This is a genomic window from Stutzerimonas xanthomarina DSM 18231 (assembly GCF_900129835.1).
Lineage (GTDB): Bacteria > Pseudomonadota > Gammaproteobacteria > Pseudomonadales > Pseudomonadaceae > Stutzerimonas > Stutzerimonas xanthomarina.
The window spans coordinates 290,426-315,053 of record NZ_FQXA01000004.1 but is presented as its reverse complement, the minus strand read 5'-3'; the positions used below and the strand labels follow the sequence as shown (position 1 = coordinate 315,053).

26 protein-coding genes and 1 pseudogene are annotated in these 24,628 nt (G+C 61.9%); 16 read left to right on the top strand and 11 right to left on the bottom strand.

Annotated features, from left to right (window positions below):
• Positions 1-99: 99 nt before the first annotated feature.
• Positions 100-309, bottom strand: coding sequence for a hypothetical protein (locus BUE09_RS12460; protein WP_073301253.1), 210 nt, complete (start codon positions 307-309; stop codon positions 100-102).
• Positions 310-415: 106 nt separating this feature from the next.
• Entirely contained in the window at positions 416-1,945 is a 1,530-nt protein-coding gene (gene norR / locus BUE09_RS12455; protein WP_073301252.1) for a nitric oxide reductase transcriptional regulator NorR, read from the bottom strand.
• Positions 1,946-2,092: 147 nt separating this feature from the next.
• Here norR and ytfE point away from each other — a divergent pair, with 147 nt between their 5' ends.
• From ytfE to BUE09_RS20655, 4 genes are all read left to right on the top strand, one after another.
• Positions 2,093-2,764, top strand: coding sequence for an iron-sulfur cluster repair protein YtfE (ytfE, locus tag BUE09_RS12450; RefSeq protein ID WP_073301251.1), 672 nt, complete (start codon positions 2,093-2,095; stop codon positions 2,762-2,764).
• 57 nt (positions 2,765-2,821) lie between these two features.
• On the top strand, positions 2,822-3,322 hold the full coding sequence (locus tag BUE09_RS12445) for a DnrO protein (RefSeq protein ID WP_073301250.1): 501 nt from the start codon (positions 2,822-2,824) through the stop codon (positions 3,320-3,322).
• Between the two features lie 217 nt (positions 3,323-3,539).
• Positions 3,540-4,223 (top strand): Crp/Fnr family transcriptional regulator, encoded by a 684-nt coding sequence (locus BUE09_RS12440; RefSeq protein WP_019340389.1) that lies wholly within the window; start codon positions 3,540-3,542, stop codon positions 4,221-4,223.
• Between the two features lie 135 nt (positions 4,224-4,358).
• Positions 4,359-4,550, top strand: coding sequence for a hypothetical protein (locus BUE09_RS20655; RefSeq protein WP_019340390.1), 192 nt, complete (start codon positions 4,359-4,361; stop codon positions 4,548-4,550).
• A gap of 327 nt (positions 4,551-4,877) precedes the next feature.
• On the opposite strand, the gene BUE09_RS12430 is transcribed toward BUE09_RS20655, so the two are convergent.
• The 6 genes from BUE09_RS12430 to BUE09_RS12405 form a co-directional block, all read right to left on the bottom strand.
• Positions 4,878-6,722 carry a nitric oxide reductase activation protein NorD gene (locus tag BUE09_RS12430; RefSeq protein WP_073301249.1) on the bottom strand — a complete coding sequence of 615 codons (1,845 nt, stop codon included), beginning with the start codon at positions 6,720-6,722 and terminating at the stop codon, positions 4,878-4,880.
• An 81-nt stretch (positions 6,723-6,803) separates the two neighbouring features.
• Positions 6,804-8,231: a cbb3-type cytochrome c oxidase subunit I gene (locus BUE09_RS12425; RefSeq protein WP_019340392.1), complete on the bottom strand. Its 1,428-nt coding sequence runs from the start codon at positions 8,229-8,231 to the stop codon at positions 6,804-6,806.
• 3 nt (positions 8,232-8,234) lie between these two features.
• Positions 8,235-8,675: a c-type cytochrome gene (locus BUE09_RS12420; protein ID WP_073301248.1), complete on the bottom strand. Its 441-nt coding sequence runs from the start codon at positions 8,673-8,675 to the stop codon at positions 8,235-8,237.
• 288 nt (positions 8,676-8,963) lie between these two features.
• Positions 8,964-9,215: a cytochrome C oxidase subunit IV family protein gene (locus tag BUE09_RS12415; protein WP_019340394.1), complete on the bottom strand. Its 252-nt coding sequence runs from the start codon at positions 9,213-9,215 to the stop codon at positions 8,964-8,966.
• A 10-nt stretch (positions 9,216-9,225) separates the two neighbouring features.
• The gene (locus BUE09_RS12410; protein ID WP_073301247.1) at positions 9,226-9,810 is read right to left on the bottom strand and encodes a cytochrome c oxidase subunit 3; all 585 of its coding nucleotides are present in this window, start codon (positions 9,808-9,810) and stop codon (positions 9,226-9,228) included.
• A complete protein-coding gene (locus tag BUE09_RS12405; RefSeq protein ID WP_073301246.1) occupies positions 9,794-10,600 on the bottom strand; it encodes a CbbQ/NirQ/NorQ/GpvN family protein in 807 nt (268 codons plus the stop codon). The genes BUE09_RS12410 and BUE09_RS12405 overlap by 17 nt, the downstream gene beginning before the upstream one ends.
• Before the next feature lie 352 nt (positions 10,601-10,952).
• Between BUE09_RS12405 and BUE09_RS12400 the strand changes: the two genes are divergently transcribed.
• The 12 genes from BUE09_RS12400 (at position 10,953) to BUE09_RS12345 (ending at position 21,690) form a co-directional block, all read left to right on the top strand.
• A complete protein-coding gene (locus tag BUE09_RS12400) occupies positions 10,953-12,662 on the top strand; it encodes a nitrite reductase (protein ID WP_073301245.1) in 1,710 nt (569 codons plus the stop codon).
• Between the two features lie 52 nt (positions 12,663-12,714).
• Entirely contained in the window at positions 12,715-13,029 is a 315-nt protein-coding gene (locus BUE09_RS12395) for a c-type cytochrome (protein WP_073301244.1), read from the top strand.
• A gap of 17 nt (positions 13,030-13,046) precedes the next feature.
• Positions 13,047-13,388 (top strand): c-type cytochrome, encoded by a 342-nt coding sequence (locus BUE09_RS12390; protein WP_073301243.1) that lies wholly within the window; start codon positions 13,047-13,049, stop codon positions 13,386-13,388.
• The gene (locus BUE09_RS12385) at positions 13,385-14,563 is read left to right on the top strand and encodes a cytochrome D1 domain-containing protein (protein ID WP_073301242.1); all 1,179 of its coding nucleotides are present in this window, start codon (positions 13,385-13,387) and stop codon (positions 14,561-14,563) included. The genes BUE09_RS12390 and BUE09_RS12385 overlap by 4 nt, the downstream gene beginning before the upstream one ends.
• A 1-nt stretch (position 14,564) precedes the next feature.
• Entirely contained in the window at positions 14,565-15,023 is a 459-nt protein-coding gene (locus tag BUE09_RS12380) for an Lrp/AsnC family transcriptional regulator (RefSeq protein WP_073301241.1), read from the top strand.
• Entirely contained in the window at positions 15,020-15,535 is a 516-nt protein-coding gene (gene ahbB, locus BUE09_RS12375; RefSeq protein ID WP_073301240.1) for a siroheme decarboxylase subunit beta, read from the top strand. Before BUE09_RS12380 ends, ahbB (BUE09_RS12375) begins: the two co-directional genes overlap by 4 nt.
• On the top strand, positions 15,528-15,971 hold the full coding sequence (locus BUE09_RS12370) for an Lrp/AsnC family transcriptional regulator (RefSeq protein WP_073301239.1): 444 nt from the start codon (positions 15,528-15,530) through the stop codon (positions 15,969-15,971). Before ahbB (BUE09_RS12375) ends, BUE09_RS12370 begins: the two co-directional genes overlap by 8 nt.
• Entirely contained in the window at positions 15,946-16,458 is a 513-nt protein-coding gene (gene ahbB, locus BUE09_RS12365; protein WP_073301238.1) for a siroheme decarboxylase subunit beta, read from the top strand. The genes BUE09_RS12370 and ahbB (BUE09_RS12365) overlap by 26 nt, the downstream gene beginning before the upstream one ends.
• Positions 16,459-17,017: 559 nt before the next feature.
• On the top strand, positions 17,018-18,199 hold the full coding sequence (gene nirJ, locus BUE09_RS12360; protein WP_073301237.1) for a heme d1 biosynthesis radical SAM protein NirJ: 1,182 nt from the start codon (positions 17,018-17,020) through the stop codon (positions 18,197-18,199).
• A gap of 65 nt (positions 18,200-18,264) precedes the next feature.
• Positions 18,265-19,110: a uroporphyrinogen-III C-methyltransferase gene (cobA, locus tag BUE09_RS12355; protein WP_073301236.1), complete on the top strand. Its 846-nt coding sequence runs from the start codon at positions 18,265-18,267 to the stop codon at positions 19,108-19,110.
• Positions 19,101-20,594: a nitrite reductase gene (locus BUE09_RS12350; protein ID WP_073301235.1), complete on the top strand. Its 1,494-nt coding sequence runs from the start codon at positions 19,101-19,103 to the stop codon at positions 20,592-20,594. Before cobA ends, BUE09_RS12350 begins: the two co-directional genes overlap by 10 nt.
• A 235-nt stretch (positions 20,595-20,829) precedes the next feature.
• On the top strand, positions 20,830-21,690 hold the full coding sequence (locus BUE09_RS12345; protein WP_073301234.1) for a LysR family transcriptional regulator: 861 nt from the start codon (positions 20,830-20,832) through the stop codon (positions 21,688-21,690).
• Here the strand turns inward: BUE09_RS12345 and BUE09_RS20500 are convergent.
• From BUE09_RS20500 to BUE09_RS12325, 3 genes and pseudogenes are all read right to left on the bottom strand, one after another.
• A pseudogene (locus BUE09_RS20500) lies at positions 21,634-22,037 on the bottom strand (HPP family protein). The gene BUE09_RS12345 and the pseudogene BUE09_RS20500 sit on opposite strands and share 57 nt — an antisense overlap.
• A gap of 37 nt (positions 22,038-22,074) precedes the next feature.
• On the bottom strand, positions 22,075-23,214 hold the full coding sequence (locus tag BUE09_RS12330; protein WP_073301231.1) for an HPP family protein: 1,140 nt from the start codon (positions 23,212-23,214) through the stop codon (positions 22,075-22,077).
• A 288-nt stretch (positions 23,215-23,502) separates the two neighbouring features.
• Complete coding sequence (locus BUE09_RS12325; RefSeq protein ID WP_073301230.1) at positions 23,503-24,624, bottom strand: methyl-accepting chemotaxis protein; 1,122 nt, start codon at positions 24,622-24,624, stop codon at positions 23,503-23,505.
• Positions 24,625-24,628: the final 4 nt, after the last annotated feature.

Here is a 24,628-nt window from a genome sequence, read left to right as displayed (position 1 = left end):
TCGGATCGCGAGCCAGCTCACCCAACAGACTCACCCAACAGGCGAGGTGCAGAAATACAGGCGCATGCAATCGTTGCGCTGCCCCTGCCTTCGGCTGCGTTATATCCCTTCGTCACCTTCGAACTCTTCAGTGGCACGAGCCACCATCTGCCGCCACGCACCGGACTCTTCAGCGAGTAGACGCATCGCTTTGAGGCTCGACTCGAAGGCCTGCTGATAATGCTGCGCATTGTTCTCGCTGGCGGCACGGTCGGCGTGGGCCTGGGCCTCGGTCAGCAGCTGGTTGAACTGGTCATGGTCCAGAGCCATGGAATTCTCCTTATCGTGATGGTGAAAGCTTAGACCGCCATCCGACAAAGACGACTCCCGCCGACTGACGGAACAGATCGCTGCAGCGTGCCGCCCTGGCCGCCACTCATTTCAACTTCAAACGCCGTGCGAGTTTGTGCAGGTTGCTCGAGTCGACATCCAGCAGCCGCGCCGCCTGCGCCCAGTTTTCACCGCAAGCCTCCAGCGCACGGACGATCGCCTGGCGCTGGGCGCCATCGACGGTTTCGCGCAACGAGACGATTTCAGTTTCCGCAGCCACGGGCTCGACTTCGGCAACCGGTGCGAAAGCGGTCGCGTGCTCGCTGTCCAGATCCAGCAGATCTGGCTCCAAGGTGAGAATTTCGCTGCGCGAGGCACCACGACTGAGCAAGCGCAGCGCCGCGCGACTGATCACATGTTCAAGCTCACGAACGTTGCCCGGCCAGGCATAGCCGAGCAATGCACGCTCGGCGGCCGGCGACAGCCGCATGCTGCGCAGACCCAGCCGGGCGCGGTTCAGCTCAAGAAAGTAGCCGGCCAGAATCAACACATCGTTGCCGCGCTCGCGCAACGGCGGAATCGGTGCCGGATAGACTGAAAGCCGGTGATAAAGATCGGCGCGGAAATGTCCGTCACGTACGCTCTCACGCAAATTGCGGTTGGTCGCGGCAATGATCCGCACATCGACCTGACGCGGCTTGTCGGCGCCAAGCCGCTGGATCTCGCCATTTTGCAGGGTCCGTAGCAGTTTGGCCTGCACCACCAGCGGCAGCTCGCCAACTTCATCGAGCACCAGCGTGCCACCGTTGGCCGCATCGAAACGACCGGGGCGGTCGGTCGTTGCGCCGGAAAAGGCACCCTTCACATGACCGAACAGTTCGCTTTCGGCCAGCGACTCCGGCAATGCGGCGCAATTGACCAGCACCATCGGCTTGTTGCGGCGCCGCGAGTGACGATGCAGCCAGCGCGCGAACAGTTCCTTGCCGACGCCGGTTTCGCCCAGAAGCAGCACTGGCAGCTCCGAGTCGGCCACCACTTCCAGCTCACGCAACAGTTCGCGAACCACCGCACTTTGCCCAAGAATTTCACCATCGCTCGGCACTTGAGAGGTCTCCAGCACATCAGTTCGAGCGAGGCGCAGGCCACGGTTTTCATGTTCCAGCCGGGTGATGCGGATAGCTGCCTCGATCACCAGCGTGTAGCGCTGCAGGTCCCGCCGCGCGTCGTCATCGAACGTGCCGGCGTGCAGCGCATCGAGAGTCAGCGCGCCCCATAGCTTACCCTCGACGAACAGGCTCACACCCATGCAATCGTGCACCGGCAGAGGTTCACCGACGTGCTCGTCCAGCAGCCCGTCGTACGGATCCGGCAGCCGACTGTCAGGCTCGAACCAGGTAGGTTCACGCTGCGAAAGGATGGCCGCCAGGCGCGGATGCTGAGCTACCACGAAGCGTCGGCCCAGGGCCTCCTGCACCAGCCCCACCGCAGCCAGGGGGCGCAGCGTGTCCTCATCGAGACGTAGCAACACCACCGCCCCACAGCGAAATCGCTGATGCAGCGTATGCACCAGGCGTTGCAAGCGAACCGCATTAGGCAGTTCGGTGACAAGGTCAGCCAGCAGCCCTTCTTCCATCATGGTCTTTACTACCCTCAAGGTTTTTGGAACCCTATACCGCTTAGGTAAATTTCACCACTGATATTATTTTCTTCTTAACAATCAAGATGTTGGATATGGCATAGGGTTTGCGTTGTAAGGCCTAACTCCCCTCCATGGAACCCTGCCATGACGACTGCGCTCACCGAACAAACCCTGGGCAACCTGGCCTGCCTGATCCCTGGCGCCACCCGCGTGTTTCGCCAATACAAGCTGGACTTCTGCTGCGGTGGCAACACCCCGCTGCGCGACGCCGCCCTGCAACGCAACCTTGATGCCGAGGTCATTGCAAGCGAGCTGGCCGCACTGGCAAGCGAATCGGGGACGGAGACAGACTGGCGCAACGAGCCCGCCGGGGTCTTGATCGAATTCATTCTGGAACGCTTCCACGAGCGTCACCGGGACCAGTTGCCCGAACTCATTCGCCTGGCCACTCGAGTCGAACAAGTGCACGGCAACAAACATGATTGCCCCAACGGACTCGCCGAACACCTCTGGAGCATGCAGCAGGAGCTGGAAAGCCACATGCTAAAAGAAGAGCAGATCCTCTTTCCCCTGCTGCGCCGCGATATGCAATTGCCACAGACACAGGGTCCTATTTCGGTGATGCGCTACGAACACGAACAGCACGGCGCCGCCCTGCAGCGTTTGGCTGAGCTGACCAACGACATCACCCCGCCAGAGAACGCCTGCAATACCTGGCGCGCGCTGTATCGCGGACTCGAAGAGTTGCGCGGCGATCTGATGCAGCACATCCATCTGGAAAACAACATCCTCTTCGCCCAGGCATCTGCGCACTGAAGCGACATTAATGCTACGGGCCAGCCGGCCCGCCTCCCTGCAGTACCGGAGATGCATATGAAAGCAATCATCCAACCCCTCGCCTGGGGCCTGGCAATGGCCTCGATGCTGGCGCTGGCCAGCGGCGTAGCACTCGACGTGGTGGTCGATACCGCGCAGGCAACGGTTACTCACGACGGGCATGGAGCACCCGCAGCGTCACCCGTTGGCGGTGAGCAGCAATGGGCCACCGATGCCGCTCTGCGCGAAGGCATGACGCGCCTTCGCCAGGCGGTCGACGCCGCATTGCCAGCCAACCCGGCGCAATCGATCAGCGAGCGCCAGGCCTTGGCGCTGCAAGCCAACATTGAGGACGGCGTTTCCTACCTGATTGCCAATTGTGAGCTGGAGGCACAGGCTGACGCCGCGCTGCACGGGTTGCTCGCCGACCTGCTCGGCGGCGCCAACGCATTGGCCGAGCCAGCGCAACGAGGCGAAGGCGCTCAACAGCTTGTCACCGTGCTTCAGCGCTATCCGACCCTGTTCGCCCCGCCTCACTGGAACGAAACCGCACAGTGAGATGAGCAACAAGCAATGCCGCGCTGGATGCAGCTTCATCTTCGCGCTCATCCGGTCCGGCCTGCATCAATAGTTGGACATGGCATCTGGGCTAGGCTCTGATAGACGCTTAACAGCGCTCTAGCGCTTGCCTCGGCCGGTCTGCATGAGCGCAGTTACCGTTCCGCTCGCTAGCTCGACTGCGGACGACTCATTATTAGAAATAAGGATGCCTTGCATGGTGCTTCACCGCGTACATAATCAGATTCTTCGCAGCCACCACCTGTTCGAACCGCTCAACGACGAACAGATGGACGAGCTGATGAGCGCGAGTCAGCTGCTTAACCTGGACAAGGGCGACAATCTCTTTCACCAGGGCGAGCCGGCCCATTCCTTCTATTTCGTGATTTCCGGTGCGGTCAAGATTTACCGACTGACTCCGGACGGGCAGGAGAAAGTCTTCGAGGTGATCGGCAATCGCCAGACTTTTGCCGAAGCGATGATGCTCATGGACACGCCCAACTACGTCGCTTCGGCCCAGGCCGTCTGTCCGACCCAGGTTTATCGATTCTCCAACGCGGCGTACATGCGTCTACTGGAGGCGAACCAGAAGCTCTCCTTCGCCCTGCTGGGCAAGCTCAGCGTGCGCTTGCACCAGCGCATCAACGAAATCGAAACCCTCTCGCTAAAGAACGCCACCCACCGCGTGGTGCGCTATCTGATGACGCAGCTGGCGCGGTTGAAGGAGGAAGGCAACAGCTTCGAGCTGCCCATGGCCAAGCAGCTGATCGCAGGCCACCTGTCAATTCAGCCAGAGACGTTTTCACGGATTATCAGGCGCTTGATCGACGAAGCGATCATCACCCAGGAAGGCCGGCAGATCACTGTTCTCGATCGCCAGCGCCTCGAATCCTTCGAATGACCACCGTGCCCGGCACCCCGCCCCCTCGGGGCAACCTGTACCGAAGCGAGAAGCTCTTGCAACTCGTTGATTACTGTCAACCGCGAACAGCAGCTGTGCATGGCAAGCTGGAACCGACCTAAAGAGGACGCTGCCATGCCCACATGCCTGTACTGCCAGCAACCCAACCCGCCGCAGGAAGCCGAATGCAGCAACTGCGGCATGCCCCTCCCCGCCCTGGCAGACACCGCAGGGGAACGACGCCAGAAAAGATTCTTTTGGTTCTGCATCGGTCTCACCGTTTTCTGCGCGGTGATGATTGTCTGGTTGCCGCGCCATCTCTTTTAGGCGAACGGCTAGGCATGCGCGGGCCGTAGGTGGATCACGCGTGACCGATCCACCTACCGATGCATGGGGGTGTCAAAAGCGAGATCCGCCCTACGAATGCAGTGCCTCACCGCTCGCTTCTCTATAAATCGACCGCAGGATGGATCACGCTCCACCGATCCGCCGAGCGCTGCCGCAGTGGATCTAAACGGCCATCTCCCTACGAATGCAGCACCCTTCACCACGCGCCTCTCTATACATCAACCGTAGGACGGATCACGCCCCACCGATCCAAGGGTGGCCATCCACCGAGCGCTGCCGCGGTGGAGGTGAAAAGCGACGTCCGCCTTACGGCTGGGTCAGCTGCTTGTAGAGCTGCGGTAGGCGGAATGGCAGCTGTTGCGGTTCCTTGATCAAGGTATAGCCATTGGCGCCGAACATGTAGGGCAGGTAGTCGCCGGCTTCCTGATCGATGGTGATGCAGAACGGCAGCAGTCCCTGACGCCGCGCCTCGAGCACCGCTTCGCGGGTGTCTTCGACACCGTAGCGGCCTTCGTACAGGTCCAGGTCGTTGGGCTTGCCGTCAGTGACCAGCAACAGCAGCTTGCGCCGCTGCTTGCACTTACCGAGCAGCTCGGTGGCCTGGCGGATGGCTGCGCCCATACGGGTGTAATAGCCAGGCTTGAGCGCCTGGATGCGACCACGGGTGTCATCGCCATAGCGCTGCTTGAAGCTCTTGAGTTCCTGCATTCTGACCTGCTGCCGACGCAGCGAGGAAAAGCCATACAGGGCGAAATCATCCCCCACCGCCGACAGCGCCTCACCGAATAGCAACAGACTGTCGGTGATCACATCGATGACCTTGTGTTCGTCATCCAGGTGCGCGTCGGTGGACATCGACAGGTCGGCCAGCAACAGGCAGGCCAGGTCGCGACGGTTCTGCCGCTGTTCCATGAACAAACCGCGCTCGGCGCACTGACCGTGCTGGCGCTCGACGTGAAAGTCGAGCCAGGCCTGCATATCCAGTTCGGAACCCTGGGGTTGCCCCCGCAGCCATTGGCGGTCGTTGCGCAGGTGCTCGAACTGCCGGCGCAGCTTGCGCGCCAGCGGGCTTAATCGCAGCGGCAGGCCCATGGGTTCGGAACCTCGCGGCAGCATCATCTGCAGGCTGACGAAATCAGCCTGCATGCGCTGCTTGCGGTAGTCCCACTCCGGCAGCTTGACGCCCTCGCCGAGCGGAATGTCATCCACGTCGGCTGGCGGCAGGTCGAGATGCAGCTTGAGACCGCCACCCTTGCGCATACGCTGACGCGACATGGCGATTTCGTCGAGGTCTTCGGCAACACGCGAGGCGTCCTCGTTTTCGCTGTCGTCTCCCTGGCGGTCCAGCTCGACATGCTCGGACCAGCTGAACAGGTTTTCCAGGCGGAACAACATCAGCCCGCCCTTGCTGGTGCTGTCCTCGACACGCTTGGCGCGCTTGCGCATGCCCTTCTGCTCGGTCGGCGGCGCCTGCAGGTTGTTGTCCTGGTCCTCTTCGGTGAGCTCGGTGGCTTGCGGCACGCCGAGGTTTTCCGCCGGGTACAGCCACATTGGAAGCGGCCAGGGGGCCACTTCGCTGCGCGGAAACTGCTCGACGCTGCCTGGCTCACGCAGGGCCCGGCAGATCGCACGTTCCAGCGCGGCCTCGGCGCGGGGCAGTGTGTCCGGGTCCGGCCGCAGTTGCAGATGGGCTTCGACCAACCGCTCGTAGCGCGGACGCATGGCGGGGAAACGCTCGAGGATGACCTGCGTCCAGCGTTGATTGTCGCGCGCCCAATGGCGCATCTCGCCCGCCTGCGCTGCGAGCAGCGCCAGCCAACGATAAAGATCCTGGTTGAGTGAAACTTCGGGGTATACGGCAAGATTCTGCGGCAGGCGCAGGTTACTTGCATCGCACCAGGCGACCGGCAATTGCTTGCAGGTGCCGGCGACTTGCTGCAACAGAGTACGGCGCAGCATCAGATCACGTGCGTTGGCCGCCTCGACGCCTATTCCACTGGCGCCACCCATGGCGCGGAACAGGACCGACAGCGGTCGATGCATGCTTTCCAACGAGACGCTGGCTTCCGGAAAGTCCGGACTGGCGCGACGGGTGATGAAACGGTGCCAGACGCTGCCGACCCACTCTTCGACTTCGATGGTAAAGGCCATTGCAATCACTCCGTAGCGTTGTTCAAAAACAACAACGGCCCGCTCATGTCAGCCGGGCCGTTGCTCATGTCGCGATAAAACTCAGGCTGCTGCGACGGCTGCAGACGCGTCAACCGTTACCCGGCCACGCTGTCTGAAGCTGTAGAGGTAGCAGACCAGTCCGATGAAGAAGAACACCCCAGCGATCAGTCGCAACCAGAAGAACACAGCCAGTTGGTCAGTGGTATTCATGAAGGACATCGCTGCCCCATCGGCGGGAATCCGCTGCAACCAGACCTGCACCAGGCCAGCGGCCGTTAGGAACAGGGTGATGGCAACCATCGACACGGTCATCAGCCAGAAGCCCCAGATCTCGATGCGCTGAGCACGGGCATCCGGTGCTTCACCCAGACCACGCAGGCGCGGCATGGCGTAGCTGATCATGGTCATCACGATCATTGCGTAGGCACCGTAGAAGGCCAGGTGGCCATGCGCGGCGGTCAGCTGCGAACCGTGGGTGTAGTAGTTCACCGGAGCCAGGGTATGCAGGAAGCCCCACACGCCAGCACCGAAGAACGCAGTCACGGTAGTACCGATAGCCCAGAGCGCAGCGGCCTTGTTCGGATGCTGACGACGACGACGGCTCACCATGTTCAGCGAGAACAGCACCATGGCGAAGAACGGCAGCGGTTCCAGGGCGGAGAAGATCGAGCCGAGCCACAGCCAGACTTCAGGCGCACCAATCCAGAAGAAGTGGTGACCGGTACCGATGATGCCGGAGATCAGCGCCATGGCAATGATCACGTACAGCCACTTCTCGATCACTTCACGGTCGACGCCAGTGATCTTGATCAGGACGAAGGCCAGCATCGAACCCATGATCAGTTCCCACACGCCTTCAACCCACAGGTGCACCACGAACCACCAGTAGTACTTGTCGCGCGCCAGGTTTTCCGGGTTGTAGAAGGAGAACAGGAAGAATACGGCGAGGCCGATCAGGCCGGTCATCATGACCATGCTGATGGCTGTCTTACGGCCCTTCAGCAGCGTCATGCCAACGTTATAGAGGAAGCCCAGGGCGACCACTACAATGCCGATCTTGGTAATCGTAGGCTGCTCAAGGAACTCCCGACCCATGGTCGGCAACAGGTGGTTGCCGGTCATTTCCGCCAGGCCCGCATAGGGCACGAACAGATAGCCGAGGATTGTCAGCACACCCGCTGCAGCGAACACCCAGAACAGGATGATGGCCAGTTTCGGGCTGTGCAGCTCACGGTCCGCTTCCTCGGGAATGAGGTAGTAGGCCGCGCCCATGAAGCCGAACAGCAGCCAGACAATCAGCAGGTTGGTGTGAACCATCCGCGCTACGTTGAACGGCAGCAGTGGAAACAGGAAGTCACCGATGACGTACTGCAGGCCCATGATCAGGCCGAACAGGATCTGTCCGACGAACAGCATCAGCGCAAACACGAAGTAGGGTTTGGCGACGGCCTGCGATTGGAATTTGAGATGCGGATTCATGATGCTCATCTCTCAGCCCTCCTTGTTTGGCGGCCAGTTATTGGTATCAATCTTCGACGTCCACTTGAGGAATTCGGCCATATCGTCGACTTCCTGCTCGGTCAGATTGAACTGCGGCATCGATCTACGTCCCGGTACACCCAGCGGCTGAGCTTTCATCCAGGCCTGCAAGAAGGGCTTGAAGGCCGCATCCTCACCGCGACGAACGAAAACATTCCCCAGCTCCGGCGCGAAGTAGGCACCCTCACCGAGCAGGCTGTGGCAGCCGATGCAGTTGTTGTTTTCCCAAACCTCTTTGCCTCGCACCACCGCTTCGGTCAGTTCCGACTCGTTGGATCGCTCTGGAAAGGTTTGTTCTGTGTGATAGGTCAGGCCCAGAAACACCAGGAAGAAGAAAACGCTTCCCCCGAAGTAGATATTTCTGGCCATTCCCTTGGTAAAGGTCTCGGACATGGTCGCCTCCTCATGGCGTTGGCGGGGCCATTTTAAGAAGGGAGCTATCGAAACCTGCTTGATGCCGATCAAGAAAAACCTGAACGTGGCACTGGGTCTTTACGGAATCACGGGCACCGGCAGCTGGCCGTGTATCCGGCTAGCTGGTTGCGGGGCTTTGGCGAAAAGGCGAGAGAGAATCGGGTCGAGCGGAGGGGGTTTCAGCGGTGGATGCGTGGCCTGCGAGACGCAGGCCAGACAAGCTGACGGTGCGTGCGAGCAGGTTTCTACCGGCTCGCCATGCAGCCGTTACAGGCTCATCGCCAGCAGGATGCCGCCGGCCATCGCCAGAGGCCAGCCGAGCAGAAGCAAGCGCCAGAGAGGCGGCGCATGGCGCAGCTCCATGAAGCCTTCGGTGATCACCCAGGCCTTAACCAGCGCGACGGCCAGTACGGCGCCTGCGAGCAGCAGTGTCGAACCGGCATTACCAAGCAATACGGTGGCCGTGGACAGGATGGCAAGCGCTAGCCAACAGCCGATCAGCACTTTTGAAGCGGACATCACAACCTCCTCAGTTGATGACGTAGACCAGGGGGAAAAGCAGCACCCAGACCATGTCCACCATGTGCCAGTAGAGCACCCCAGATTCCAGCCCCGCGCATTCATGCACGCTGTAGGCGCGCCGACGGCAGCGTTCGGCCATCCAGCCGAGGATAACCAGGCCCAGCAACACGTGCAGAAAGTGGAAGCCGGTGAGAATCCAATAGAGAGTGAAGAACGTATTGTGCTCAAGCCCCAAGCCAAGTCCGGAAAGGTGGCTGTATTCGTTCAGTTTGAGCACCACGTAGACGCAGGAACTCAACAGCGCACCGAGCAATAGCATCGCTCCCCGTTGCGGCCGCGCCAGACGTACCTGCTCCACCGCCAGGGCAGCCAACAGACCGGAGGTCAGCAGGCTGAGCGTCAGCACCAACCCGATCGAGCTATCCAGAGCCGCGCGGCTTTCACGAAACAGTTCGGGATTGAGCAGTTGGGTAACCGCGAACGCCAGGATCAGAATGGCGAAAACTGTCAGCTCGGCAAGAATGAAGAACCACATCGCCAGATCGCCTGGCAGACGGCGAGACAGGCTGGTGCTATCAACCGAAATAGACATCGACTACATCCATCAGAGCTGCAACGGTTTGCGGATCGTCCGACAGTGGCTCAGCGAGACAAGCCATGCAGGCCTCGCGCGGGCTCATGCCGGAGCGAATCATCCGTGCGGTGAAAATCAGCAAGCGGGTCGAGGCGACTTCTTCGAGGTCATGCTGTTCGAGCCGGCGTAGCGCCTGCCCCAGCTTGACCACTTGCGCCGCCAGAGCGGCATCTACCTGCGCCTCCTTGGCAACGATGCGCTGCTCCTCGGCCTCCGCCGGGTAGTCGAAACGCATGGCGACGAAACGCTGCCGCGTACTCGGTTTCATACCCTTGAGCAGGTTCTGGTAGCCGGGGTTGTAGCTGACCACCAGCATGAAACCCGGCGGCGCTTTCAAGGCTTCGCCGGTGCGCTCGATGAACAGCTCGCGACGATCGTCGGCCAGCGGATGCAGTACCACAGCGGTGTCTTGCCGGGCCTCGACCACTTCGTCCAGGTAGCAGATGCCGCCTTCACGGACGGCGCGAGTCAGCGGGCCATCCTGCCACCAGGTGCCCTGGGAACCGATCAGATGACGACCCACCAGGTCAGCAGCGCTCAGGTCGTCATGACAGGCCACGGTGTACAGCGGCAGGTTCAGCTGGTGTGCCATATGCTGCACGAAGCGGGTCTTGCCGCAGCCGGTTGGGCCCTTGATCAGCACCGGCATGCCGTGCTTCCAGGCCTGTTCAAAGAGCACCTCCTCATTGCCCAGCGACTGGTAGAACGGAGCACCAGTCAAGCTGACAAGGTTCTCGGGCGCATTCATTGGCGATACCTCACTGCAGCGGTGGAATTGACTAACGCCAAACTAATCGTCGCCCCGTCGCACCTCAAGCCGTACGCCAGCGAAGCTTGATTACGGTCAAGCCCGACTGCAAATGGGCTAATACCTCTGCGCAGCCACTCGGCTTGACGCACACTTTTCCCCGTTTTCGCCTGTTCTCTCCGCCCCCGCGACACGGCGTCACGCCTGGGCTATAGCGGATCGACTCTTGATTGCCATCAAGCGCTTCCACCCATAGCCCGCCATAGGATGCAGCCGCACACAGCACGACCCTGGAACTGCCACACCGTTGCCAATAGCAGGAACCGCTCGAAGCGGTCAGAGGAGAAACAGTATGAGCAAACCATTACTGGCGGGCATCATCGCCGGCTTTTCACTGCTCGGCCTGGCAGTTGCCCAGGCTGCAGCGAATCCGGAAAGCGCGGACGCGGCCTACAAGGGTCGAGCGTCGGCCATCGATCCGGCCAGCGCCCAGGTGGTCCACTCGCCCGGCGCGCCGGATTTGAGCGCCGCCGAATTCGAGAAAGCCAAGGAAATCTACTTCCAACGCTGCGCCGGCTGCCACGGTGTGCTGCGCAAGGGTGCCACCGGCAAGCCGCTGACGCCCGAAATCACTCAGGAGCGTGGCCAGGCGTTTCTCGAGGCACTGATCACTTACGGCTCGCCCGCCGGCATGCCGAACTGGGGCACGTCCAATGCGCTGACCAAGGATGAAATCACCTTGATGGCGAAATTCATCCAGCACACCCCGCCGACCCCACCGGAGTGGGGCATGGCGCAGATGAAGGACACCTGGCATGTGCTGGTCAAGCCCGAAGACCGGCCGACGAAGCAAATGAACAAGCTGGATCTGCCCAACCTGTTTTCCGTCACTCTGCGTGACGACGGCAAGATCGCCCTGATCGACGGCAAAACCAAGGAAATCGTCCAGACCATCGACACCGGCTACGCCGTGCATATTTCACGCATGTCCGCTTCCGGTCGCTACTTGTTTGTGATCGGTCGCGACGCGAAGATCGACATGATCGATCTCTGGGCCAAGGAGCCGCTGAAGGTCGCCGAAATCAAGGTCGGCATCGAGGCCCGCTCGGTGGAAACCTCCAAGTTCGAGGGCTACGAGGACAAGTACGTGATTGCTGGCGACTACTGGCCGCCACAGTTCACGATCATGGACGGCGAGACGCTCGAGCCGCTGCAGATCGTCTCCACCCGCGGCATGACTGTCGGCACCCAGGAATACCATCCGGAGCCTCGCGTCGCCGCGATCATCGCCTCCCACGAACACCCGGAGTTCATCGTCAACGTCAAGGAAACCGGCAAGGTCATGCTGGTCAACTACGAAGACATCGACAACCTGTCGACCACCATTATTGGCACCGCACCGTTCCTGCATGACGGCGGTTGGGACGTCAGCCATCGCTACTTCATGACGGCGGCGAACAACTCCAACAAAGTCGCAGTGATCGATTCCAAGGCCCGCAAGCTCGCGGCACTGGTCGACGTCGGCAAGATCCCGCATCCGGGTCGCGGCGCCAACTTCGTGCATCCAGAGTTCGGTCCGGTCTGGGCGACCAGCCACCTGGGTGATGAAACCATTTCGCTGATCGGCACCGATCCGGACAAGCATCCCGACCAGGCCTGGAAAGTGGTCGAAACACTCAAGGGCCAAGGTGGTGGTTCGCTGTTCATCAAGACCCACCCGAAGTCCAACCACATCTATTTGGACACCACCTTCAACCCGGACGCTAAGATTAGCCAGTCCGCTGCTGTATTCAAGATTGACGACCTGGGCGCTGGCTTCACCGTGTTGCCAATCGCCGAGTGGGCCGGAGTGACAGACGGTGCTAAACGTGTCGTGCAACCGGAGTACAACGAAGCGGGTGACGAGGTCTGGTTCTCCGTCTGGAGCGGCCAGGACGAGCAATCGGCCATCGTTGTGGTCGATGACAAGACGTTAAAGCTGAAAAAGGTGATCAAAGACAAGAGGTTGATTACCCCAACCGGTAAATTTAACGTCCATAACACTCAGCACGACGTGTACTGAGTAAAACCGAGGGGGACATCAAGATCCCCCTCTAGCCTTGAGGAAGTAACTCATGAAGAAAATTCTTATTCCACTGCTCGCCCTTGGCGGCGCGATGGTTCTGCAACCCGCCGTGGCTCAGGACGGTGAAGCGCTGTTCAAGAGCAAGCCCTGCGCGGCCTGCCACAGCCTCGACGCCAAGATGGTCGGCCCGGCCTTGAAGGAAGTCGCTGCCAAGTACGCTGGCCAGGAAGGCGCTGCTGACCTGCTCGCCGGTCGCATCAAGAACGGCACCCAAGGTACCTGGGGTCCGATCCCGATGCCGCCAAACGCAGTCACCGACGAAGAAGCCAAAACCCTCGCTGAGTGGGTTTTGAGCCTCAAGTAACACCCAAGGAGGACATCATGTTTCAGTCCCGACATGCAGTATTCGGTTTGGGGCTCAGCCTGATGTCCCTCCTCCCCTTTTCCGCAGCCCTGGCCGACATGCCTACAGTCGCTCGCCAGGTACAGCTCGAACACCTGCTGGTGCAGGACTGCGGCTCCTGCCACGGTCTGCGTATGACCGGCGGCCTTGGCCCGGCACTGACCCTCGATGCCATCGCCGGCAAATCCCGTGAAAGCCTGATCGCCACCGTAACCCACGGTCGGCCCGGCACTGCTATGCCCGGCTGGAATGCCCTGCTCGATGAGCAGGACATCGCCTGGCTGGTCGATCTACTCCTCGAAGGATACCCAAGGCCATGAAGCGTCCATCCCTGTTGCTCGCCGTTGCCAGCCTGCTGCTCGGCGCCTGTGCCCAGCAACCGCTGCGCGGCACCGGTGACCTGGGCGTCGTGGTGGAACGCGCCACCGGTGCTCTGCAAATCATCGAAACCAGCGGCCAGTCGCGGCTGGCGCGTGTCGAGGGCCTGGGCGATCTGTCCCACGCCTCGGTGGTGTTTTCCCGCGACGAGCGCTTCGCCTATGTATTCGGCCGTGACGGCGGCCTGACCAAGGTCGACCTGCTGCGTCAGCGTATCGACCGGCGTGTGGTGCAAGGTGGCAACAGCATCGGCGGCGCCATCAGCCAGGACGGCAAGCTGATCGCGGTGGGTAACTACGAGCCCGGCGGCGTCAAGGTGTTCGACGCCGAAACGCTGGAGCTGGTCGCCGATATTCCCGCCACGCCGCTGGCCGACGGCAGCCGCAATTCGCGCGTGGTCGGCGTGCTCGACGCGCCCGGCCGCCGCTTCATCTACAGCCTGTTCGACACCCATGAAACCTGGCTGCTGGACTTCAGTCAGGGCAACACCCCAGCCATCACCCGCTTCAAAGACATCGGCAAGCAGCCCTACGATGCACTGCTCACGCCGGACGGCCGCTATTACATTGCCGGCCTGTTCGGCGAGGACGGCATGGCCAAGATCGACCTTTGGCATACCGCCCGCGGGGTCGAGCGGATCATCGACGGCTACGGCCGCGGCGAGGAAAAGCTTCCGGTCTACAAGATGCCGCATCTGGAAGGCTGGACCGTGGCCGGTAATCAGACTTTCGTACCCGCAGTCGGCCAGCACCGCGTGCTGGTGATGGATTCGCAGAGCTGGAAGCAGACCGACGCCATCGACGTCGCAGGCCAGCCGATCTTCGTCATGGCGCGGCCGGATGCCCGGCAGATCTGGGTGAACTTCGCCCACCCGGACAATGGCAAGGTGCAAGTCATCGACACTGAAACCCACGAGATCATTGCCCAACTGGAACCCGGCCCCGCCGTGTTGCACATGGAATTCACCGCCCGCGGCGACCAGCTCTGGCTGTCAGTACGCGACGGTAACGAAGTACAGGTCTGGGACCCGTACTCGCTCAAGCTCCTAAAGCGCCTGCCGGCCGACAGTCCAAGCGGCATTTTCTTCAGCAGCCGCGCGCACGAGACGGGGTTGTGACATGCAAATCGACACCCTCAGCCGCCGCCTGATCGACCGCTTCCAGCACGGCATGCCGCTGTGCGCCGAGCCCTATCGCGCCATGGCGGACGCCCTTGAATGCAGCGAGGACGACGTACTGGCTTGCCTCGAACGCCTGGAAAGCAGCGGCGGTCTGTCACGCATCGGCCCTGTGTTTGAACACAGCCGCGCCGGCGCCAGCACCCTGGTGGCCCTCGCCGTACCCGAAGTGCAGCTGGAACGGGTCGCCGAACTGATCAACTGCTACGCCGAGGTGAACCACAACTACCTGCGCGAGCATCATTACAACCTCTGGTTCGTGCTCACCGGGCCGGATCGAGCGCACATCGATGCGCTTTTGGTTGCGATCGAAGCACAAACCGGCCTGATTCCGCTCGATTTGCCCATGCAGACGGCCTACCGCATCGACCTCGGTTTTCCCATTGGAGAAGCGCCATGACGTTACGCCTGAACGACTTCCAGGCAATGCAGCTGCGTCGTCTGCTCGAAGCAGGGCTGCCGCTGGTCGCGCGCCCCTACCAGGTGCTGGCCGAGCGCGTCGGTGCCAGCGAAGAGGCGGTGCTCGAACAGGTCCGCCGCTGGAGCGAGAGCGGGCTGTTTCGTCGCATGGGGCTGGTTATCAAACACCGCGCGCTGGGCTTTCGCGCCAACGCGATGCTAGTGATGGACATCCCCGACGAGCGAGTCGATGAAGTCGGGCACACGCTTGGCCAGGTCGCTGGCGTCAACCTTTGCTATCAGCGCCCTCGGCGGCTGCCGGACTGGCCTTACAACCTGTTCTGCATGGTTCACGGCCGTGAACGCGAGCAGGTGTGCCGCCTGATCGACGACATGCTCGCCGAACACGGTCTGAGCGATGTACCGCATCAGCTGCTGTTCAGCACCCGCGCCTTCAAGCAGTGCGGCGGTCGTTACGCACCGCCCGCTGAGCTGGAGCGCGCCAATGGATGAGTTCGACCGCCGCCTGATCAACCGCCTGCAACATGGCCTGCCGCTGGTCCGTCATCCCTGGCAGGCTCTGGCCGATGAATTGGACGCTGAGCCGCAGGCGCTTCGCGATCGCGTCCAGGCCCTGCTCGAAGATGGCACCCTCACCCGCTTCGGCCCGATGTTCGACATCGAACGCCTCGGCGGCGCCTTCACCCTCGCCGCGCTCTCGGTGCCGGAAGAGCGCTTCGATACGGTCGCCGAAATACTGGCTGCCATGCCTGAAGTGGCCCACAACTACCGCCGCGAACATGCCTGGAACATGTGGTTCGTGCTCGGCTGCGCAACACCGCACGGCATCGCCGAAACCATTAGTCGTATCGAGGTGCAAACCGGCCTGCCGGTGCTCAACCTTCCCAAGGAGGAGACCTACCATGTCGGCCTGCATTTCGCGGTTTGATCCCTCCCAGTTGGCCGAGCTGGCCAAACGTCTGGTAGCGCTCACGGAGGGCGGGTTGCCGCTGGTCGAGGACCCCTGGGGCTGGCTCGCCGAACGGCTGGAAATCAGCGTCGACGACACCCTCACCCTGCTACAGCAGCTTCAGTCCGAAGGCGCCATTCGCCGCATCGCCGCAGTGCCCAACCATTACCGCCTGGGCTATCGCCACAATGGGATGACCGTCTGGAACGTGGACGATGCCGAAATTGCTCGCCTTGGCCCGCTGATCGGCGCGCAAACCTTCGTCAGTCATTGCTATCGCCGCCCTCGCCAGGAGGGCTGGCACTACAACCTGTTCGCCATGGTCCACGGCCGCAGCGCCGAAGAGATTGACGACTACCGCGCGCAGATCCGCGCATTGCTCGGCAACGCCTGCAGCGCCGATGACATGCTGGTCAGCAGCCGCATTCTCAAGAAGACCGGTCTTCGTGTGGCCAGCCGTCGCTAACGCCGCCGTAAAAATCCGCAGGGTGGGCCTCAGCCCGCCCGACGCATCGCCCGAATCGTCAGAGCCGCCATTCGGGGTTGAACAGGTCGAGTACGAAGAAAAGCGTGAAGAATCTCTGCATTACCAGTGCGTACAGGTGGATCTGCCCGGCACTCCAGTACCAGGCGAACCAGTCCGCCCCTTCAATCCACAGGGCTCCGCCCCAACTGATGACCTACTTCCAGAACAAGTTGTTGAGAAGGTAAGCGCAACGAATTCGGGGGTGGTCATCAGCGCGTTCTCAGGAGTCGTTGCGAAGGAGCCTGTAACCCGGCCCAGATGCCTCCTAAGCGGGCGTTCGCGACATTATCGGGGCGGATCTAACGCGTCTGGCGCAGTCCACGAGCAGACGTTTCGTTTGTGACAAAGCCCAGATCGCGCGCGCTTTTGATCAAGGAGTGCATGTCCTTACGAGGACCAAGGCTTTTGTTGTTTCCAGTCAAGGATCGGCCCGTGTCGCTCGGAGATGCTGCGCCTAACAAACCGCGCAACCATGCGTGATGCGGCAGGAGAAACGCTCATGTTGAGAATCAGCCATTACCTGCGTGCCCTCGCCCGGCCCGCCATGCCGGTGCTGGGCGCGCGCAGTTCAGGTGCGAGCCGACCGCCCGTGGTGATCTGGAACCTGCTCCGGCGCTGCAACCTGACCTGCAAACATTGCTATGCCACCTCTGCGGACAGTGTCTTTCGCGACGAACTCGATACGAGCGAAGCGCTGAAGGTCATCGATGACCTGCACGACGCCGGCGTGCGCGTACTGATCCTTTCCGGCGGTGAGCCGCTGCTGCGCGACGACATCTTCGAACTGTCCGAGTACGCGCGTCTGCGTGGCTTCTTTGTCGCGCTGTCGACCAACGGCACGCTGATCGACGAGCAGAACATCGAGCGGATCGCCGCGGCGAAATACGATTATGTGGGCATCAGCATCGACGGCCTGGAAGCGGTGCACGACGACTGGCGCCAGCTCAAGGGCAGCTTCGCCGCCTCCATGCACGCCATCGACCTGTGCCGCGGGCACGGCATCCGCGTCGGCCTGCGCACCACCCTGACGCAGAACAATTACCCGCAGCTGCCGGCCCTGCTGACGCTGATGCGCGAACACGATGTACAGAAATTCTACCTCTCGCACCTCAACTACAGCGGACGCGGCAAGCGCAGCCGCAAGGCCGACGCGCATCACCAGATGACCCGCGATGCCATGAACCAGCTGTTCGAGCAGGCCTGGGACGACGTGCAGAACGGCCGCGAGACCGATTTCGTCAGCGGCAACAACGACGCCGATGCTGTGCTCCTGTTGCAGTGGGTGGAAGCCCGATTGCCGCAACATCGTGAGCGTCTGGAAGGCATGTTGCGTGCCTGGGGCGGGAATGCATCGGGCGCCGGCATTGCCAATATCGACAACATCGGCGATGTGCACCCCGACACCTACTGGTGGCAGCACACGGTCGGTAACGTCCGCCGGCAGTCGTTTCGCGAACTGTGGCTGGACCAGCCCGAACCCCTGCTCAAGGAACTGCGTCAGCACCCGCGCGCCGTGGGCGGTCGTTGTGCCGAATGTCGCTGGCTGCCGATCTGCAACGGCAACACGCGCACCCGCGCCTGGGCCGAGGGCAACCTCTGGGGCGAAGACCCCGGCTGCTACCTCAGCGATCAGGAAATCGGCCTGCCGCAACCCCAGCACATCCCCAGTCTCTCTATTTGATACCGAGCGCGGCCCCGAGGCCGCCCGAGACCTAACGCCGTCTGATGAGATTTTCAGGAGTTCGCATGGATCAGCCAATCACCCTTCCCGCTTCGCTCGGCGCCACGCTAGCCCCAGGTGAAGTTGCCTTGATCGGCGCCGGCCCAGGCGACCCCGGGCTGCTCACGCTGCGGGCGTGGAGCCTGTTGCAGCAGGCCGACGCGGTGGTCTACGACCGCCTGGTCAGCGACGAGCTGATGAAGCTTTTGCCCGCCCGCTGCGCCCGTCACTACGTCGGCAAGACCAGCGGCTACCACAGCCTGCCGCAGCCGCAGATCAACCAGCTACTGGTGGACCTGGCGCAGCAGAACCTGCGCGTGGTACGCCTCAAGGGCGGCGATCCGTTCATCTTCGGCCGCGGCGCGGAAGAACTCGAATACCTGCTCGCCCACGGCATTAATGGCCAGGTGGTTCCGGGTGTAACCGCCGCTGCTGGCTGCAGCGCCTATGCCGGGATTCCGCTGACCCACCGCGATCTGGCGCACTCCTGCCAGTTCATCACCGGCCACTTGCAGGAAGACGGTGCGCTGCAGCTGCCCTGGAGCAGCCTGGTCGAGGGCAAGCAGACCCTGGTGTTCTACATGGGCCTGGCCAGCCTCGGTGAAATCTCGCGCAACCTGATTGCCGCTGGCCTGCCAGTCGACACCCCCGCCGCGCTGATCGGCAACGGCACCCGGCCGGATCAGCAAGTGGTGCGCTGTACCCTGAAACAACTGCCGACGATGGCGCAGCAACAGCAGTTGAAGCCCCCGACGCTCACGGTGATCGGCCAAGTGGTGGGGCTCTTCGCCGGCACCCAGCTGGAATTTCCCGCCCGCCTCTGTGCGGAGTCACAGCCGCAGCCAGCCGTCACGGAGGCCCTATGCGTCTGAGCCCTTTTGCTCTGCTATTGCTCTGCGGTGCCGTTCAGGCCGCACCCGACGCCGTGTCGCTGGAGCAAGCCGGTGCACTCTACGAACAACATTGTCAAAGCTGCCACGGGGTTAACCGTCTCGGTGGCGCCGGGCCTGCATTGCTACCCGAGAGCCTCAGCCGAATCAAACCGGATGAGGCGCGCGCGGTGATTCACAACGGTCGTCCGGCCAGCCAGATGGCGGCTTTCGGCGACCGCCTGAGCAGCGCCCAGATCGACGGGCTGGTCAGCTATCTGTACCAGCCGGCCGTCAGACCACCAACCTGGAGCGATGCCGACATCCGCGCCAGCCACCGCATTCTTACTGACGTCGACGCGCTGCCGAGCACACCACAGCACGGCGCCGATCCGCTCAACTTGTTCGTCGTGGTCGAGGCCGGCAACCATCATGTGCGCGTGCTGGACGGGGATCGCTTCGAGGAGCTGGCCAACTTTCCCTCGCATTTCGCCCTGCATGGCGGGCCGAAATTTTCCCCGGATGGCCGCTTCGTCTATTTCGCCTCGCGTGATGGCTGGATCAGTGTCTACGACCTGCACAACCTGACCATGATTGCCGAGGTCCGCGCCGGGCTGAACACCCGCAACCTGGCCGTCAGCAACGACGGTCGCTGGGTACTGGTGGGCAATTACCTGCCGGGTAATCTGGTCTTGCTGGATGCACGCGACCTGTCGTTGGTCAAACACATCCCGACCCTGGGTGCAGACGGCAGCCAATCGCGGGTCAGTGCCGTTTACACGGCCCCGCCGCGTGACAGTTTCGTGGTGGCACTGAAGGATGTGAAGGAAGCCTGGGAACTGTCCTACGCCGGCGAGCCGGACTTCCAGCCACGTCGCATCGAAGCCGCTGACTTCCTCGACGACTTTTCCTTCACCCCGGATTACCGTTATCTCCTGGCCACCTCGCGCAAGGCGCTCGGTGGGCAGGTCATCGATCTGGACACCGGCAAGGCGGTCACCGACATTCCGTTGCCGGGCATGCCGCACCTGGGCTCCGGCATCTACTGGAAACGCAACGGTGATTGGGTATTCGCCACCCCCAACGTGAGCAAGGGGTTGATTTCCGTACTCGATCTGCAGAGCTGGAAACTGATCAAGGAAATCCCCACCGAAGGGCCGGGGTTCTTCATGCGCAGTCACCTGAACTCGCCCTATGCCTGGACCGACGTGTTCTTCGGCCCCAACAACGAGGCGGTGCATCTGATCGACAAGCAGACCCTGGAGGTCGCCCACACGCTGCGCCCGATGCCGGGCAAGAACGCTGCACACGTCGAGTTCACCAACGACGGTCGTTACGCGCTGCTCAGCGTCTGGGACACCGATGGCGCGCTGATCGTCTACGACGCCAGCACCCTGGAGGAGGTCAAACGCATCCCGATGAACAAGCCATCCGGCAAGTACAACGTCGGCAACAAGATCGAGTTTGCCGAAGGCACCTCACACTGACCACGTCCTCCGAGCTGCCGGCCATCGGCAGCCTCGGAGGGTAGGCTTCAGCCCACCACAACACAGCTCGGGACACCAGGCGCTGACAAGCGCTTGTATGAACATCCGAACGGAAGCGGCGAGCTTAAGCCCCCCGCGACTGTCAGCGCCGGGGCTATCGCACAGCTGATTCGCTTTCAACATTGATTCCAACCTGCTTTCATATCACCCCCTTTGATATGAGTGGTCTATTGCCATGGACATCGATCTCGCCCGCACCTTTCTCGAGATCATTCGCAGCGGCAGCTTCATCGCCACCGCCGAGCGACTGCATATCACCCAAACAGCCGTGACCGCCCGGATTCGCAGCCTGGAAACGCAACTCAGCTGCCGGCTCTTCGTGCGCAACCGTGCTGGCGCACGGCTGACCACTGACGGCGAGCGCTTCGTCGCCTACGCCACGCAGCTGGTGCAGACGTGGGAGACAGCCCGGCGCGATCTGCCGCTGCCGCGTGGTTACGACAAGGTGCTGTCGCTCGGCGCCGAGGTGAGCCTGTGCAATCCACTGATGCTCGCCTGGGTCCAGCGGCTACGCCAGGCGATGCCTGATCACGCGCTACGCAACGAGGTGGCCAGCGACGATGAGCTGCAAAAGCAACTCGACCTGGGTGCGCTGGATGCGGCACTGGTGCACCAACCCGAGTACTGGCCGGGACTGCAGGTAGAGCAACTGCTCGAGGAAAAGCTCATCCAGGTGGTGCATGCGACCAATCCGGACCCCTATCTCTATGTCGACTGGGGCCCCGCGTTTCGGCAGCAGCACGATCTTTCCCTGCCGGCGCACATGCGCGCCGCGTTGTCGTTCAGCCTGGGCCCGCTGGCACTGCAATATCTGGTGCAATGCGGTGGCCGTGGCTACTTCCGCACGCGGGTAGTGCAGCGTTATCTGGATGAAGGCTTGCTCATGCGCGTCGAGCGTGCGCCGGAATTCAGCTACCCAATCTATCTGGTCTATTCACGTGCGGCACAGTCCCCGGCTCTGTTCAAAGCGCTCGAACTGCTACGCGAAGTGGCCCAAGACGACTACGACTGGTCGCGCTGGAACTACGAGATCTGAGCCAGACGAAGCTAGCAAGACGTTGGGACAACCACGGTTGTTGTAAACCAGCGCAGCGGCGATCGGCAGCAGCGAGTTGCAGGCCACCGGGAGCAGCAGGCCATACCCCAATTCGCTAATCCCTGGCCCACCGATAGCAGCGACCATCACCAGCGCACCGCTCGGCGGATGCATGTAGCGCAGCAGGAACAGACAGGCGATAGCCAAGCACACCGCCAGCACCGCCGCCGCAACGGGCGGCAGGCGCTCGCACCCAGGGCGATGCCGATGGTCACGGCAATGAGGTTGCCACCGAGCACCGACCGGGGTTGGGCGAAGGGACTCGACGCAGCACTGAAGAGGATCAACGCCGAGGCGCCGGCTGGCGCGACGATGTGCAGCGCTTCAGTCGGGTAAGTGCTTCAACCAGTTCCGATAAAGCGCGGCGATCAGATCGGTCTGGGTGATCATGCCCACCAGGCGCTGCTGGTCGTCCACCACGGGAAGGCAATGCAGGCCGCGATCGGAGAGCATGAATACCAGGTCGACCATGTGGGTGTCTTCGGTCACCGAGACGACCGGCGTGCTCATGATCGTGCGCAGATGGACGCCGCGCAGGAATTTCAGCTGGCCGAAATTAATCCGCGCCGACGCCGGCCGAAAGTGCTTGAGCAGATCGACCAGGGTCACGATGCCGACCAGCTCGTGGCTGTCTGGCTGCAGTACCGGCAAGGAATGCAGACGGTGCTCGCGCAAGCTCTGCCAGGCGCGCTGGATGGTGCAATCCGGCGTGCTCCAGTAGAGGTCGCGGGACATGATGTCGGCCGCAGTGATTTCGCCCATGCTGCGCCGCAATGCGTGCTTCTCAGTCTGCTTGATCAGTTGAGCGAGGTCATCGCGCGTGATGTCCACGTACTCGCCGAAATCCACCAGGGCCCGCTCGACGTCGTCTTCGCTGAAGCTCATGCGCTCGCTGGGCAAGGGGTCCTGGGTGTGATGAAGGTTACCCTTGGGCAGGCGCGGTTTCGGATAGGGGTGACCACTGAGGTTGTTGTAGATCAGCGCAACCGTCACCAGCAGCAACGAGTTGAATGCCACCGGGTAGAGCAGCTGGAATCCGTACACATGCAGCTCCGGACCACCAACAACCGCCACCAGTGCCAGCGCTGCACCCGGCGGATGCAGACAGCGCAAGCCGAACAGGCAGATGATCGCCAGCGCGCCGGCCAGGCCGGCCGCTAGCGCCATAGACAATGGGCTGGCACCCATCGCGATACCGATGGCAGTTGCCAAAAGGCTGCCGACGATCACCGACCATGGCTGGGCAAAGGGGCTCGACGGGGCCACGAACAGCAGCACTGCGGACGCAGCCGCCGGCGCGGCCAGCGGCAGAGCGACAGACATTCCGAAGACCCAGGCGCTGAGCGGAATGACCAGCAGCAAAGCCAGGCCAATGCCCGTTGCGGCGCGCAACCACTCAACGGGACGCGCTGAAAAAGGCGTGGGCGCAAAGGATCGACACCACTCTAAAAGGCGTTCCTGCATGGTTCCTGCTTGCGTTGAGTCGGTCGGCCCCGCCCACATCCAAGCGTTTGGACATGGCGGGCGGTGTCAGCCGATCAGAGGAGGTCTAAGGCCTCAAATAGAGACCCAGATCGAATCGGGCGCACATTGTCGGCGCGCCCGGGGCTCAACGCTAATGAATAGTATTGATGCTTTGCTGCAGTATTTTTGCTAGCAAGACGGCGGATGAGCCTGTGTCACCCATAGCACACAGGCTAACGCGGCTCACTTTGACGGTATAACCAGAGAAAAACGGCTTACTGAACAGTGCTAGCATGCTTCGCTAACGGTAAATTTCGCCTCTTTCTCATGCTCGCCGATTAACGCCGCCACGATGCGCATCACTTCAAGATTCGCCTCTTCCATCTCGCTCATATGGGCAAGCGCGTCTTCCAGCGCCTGTCGGCGAAACGCCTCGATGGCCTGCTGCCCCTGATCATGCACGGCCGTATGCGGACGCTCGATCTGCTGAAAATGCTCCAGCCGGTGCATGCCGCGATTGGCCTCCCCGTAGTACCAGCGACCGAAGCGACACTCACGCTCGCTGGGCAGAACCGCCGCATTCTGGCTGTCCGAGCCAAGCACCTGGTTGTAGACGACGAACTTCAGCGACAGCTCATCGAGGTTGGCCAGTTCAATTCCGGCACGGAACGAGGAACGCTCGATGCCGTGACGCATGTCGCCCGACAACTTGTGCAGGTGCTGCATGGCCGCCATGGCCAGTTCGGTGGTATGGCTGAACCCCTGCGCCAGACTGCCTTGAACCTGGATATAAGCGTGAACACTGGCGATCTCGGTCTGCACTTCGGAGATTTTCTTGACGATGTCGGCAGTGGCCAGTGCGGTCTTTTCCGCAAGCGTGCGGATTTCCCCTGCGACCACGGCGAAACCGCGACCTGCGTCACCAGCCCGCGCCGCTTCGATGGCGGCATTGAGGGCGAGCAGGTTTGTCTGGCTGGCGATGCCGCTGATGAGATCGACGATGCCGTTGATCTGTTGCGAGTGGGCGGCAAGGGCGTCGACCTGCTGCGAAGCCTGATTAAGCCCGCTTTCCATATCGACCGCCTTGCTCTGCAGCTCGCCGAAATGCTGCTGGTTGCTCAGCGCTGCGTTGGCGACCTGCTCGGCCTGTGTGCGGTTTTCGCCGAGCTGGCCGGTGAGGTATTCGAACGAGTCGCCTAGATGCCCGACCGAATGGCTGAAGCGCACCAGATTGCCGGCAACGCCTCGGTAATAGTCCAGCTGACGTTGTCCGTTGGCGCCGGCGGCGCTGGCCGCGGCTGCCTGCGCCTCCAGCACAGCGATACGCGCGGCTTGCTCCGCGCAGGTTCGCTGCAACTGATCACGCTCCTGCTGCAGCTCAAGGGCGGCTCGTTTCCATCTGAAAAACATGGTC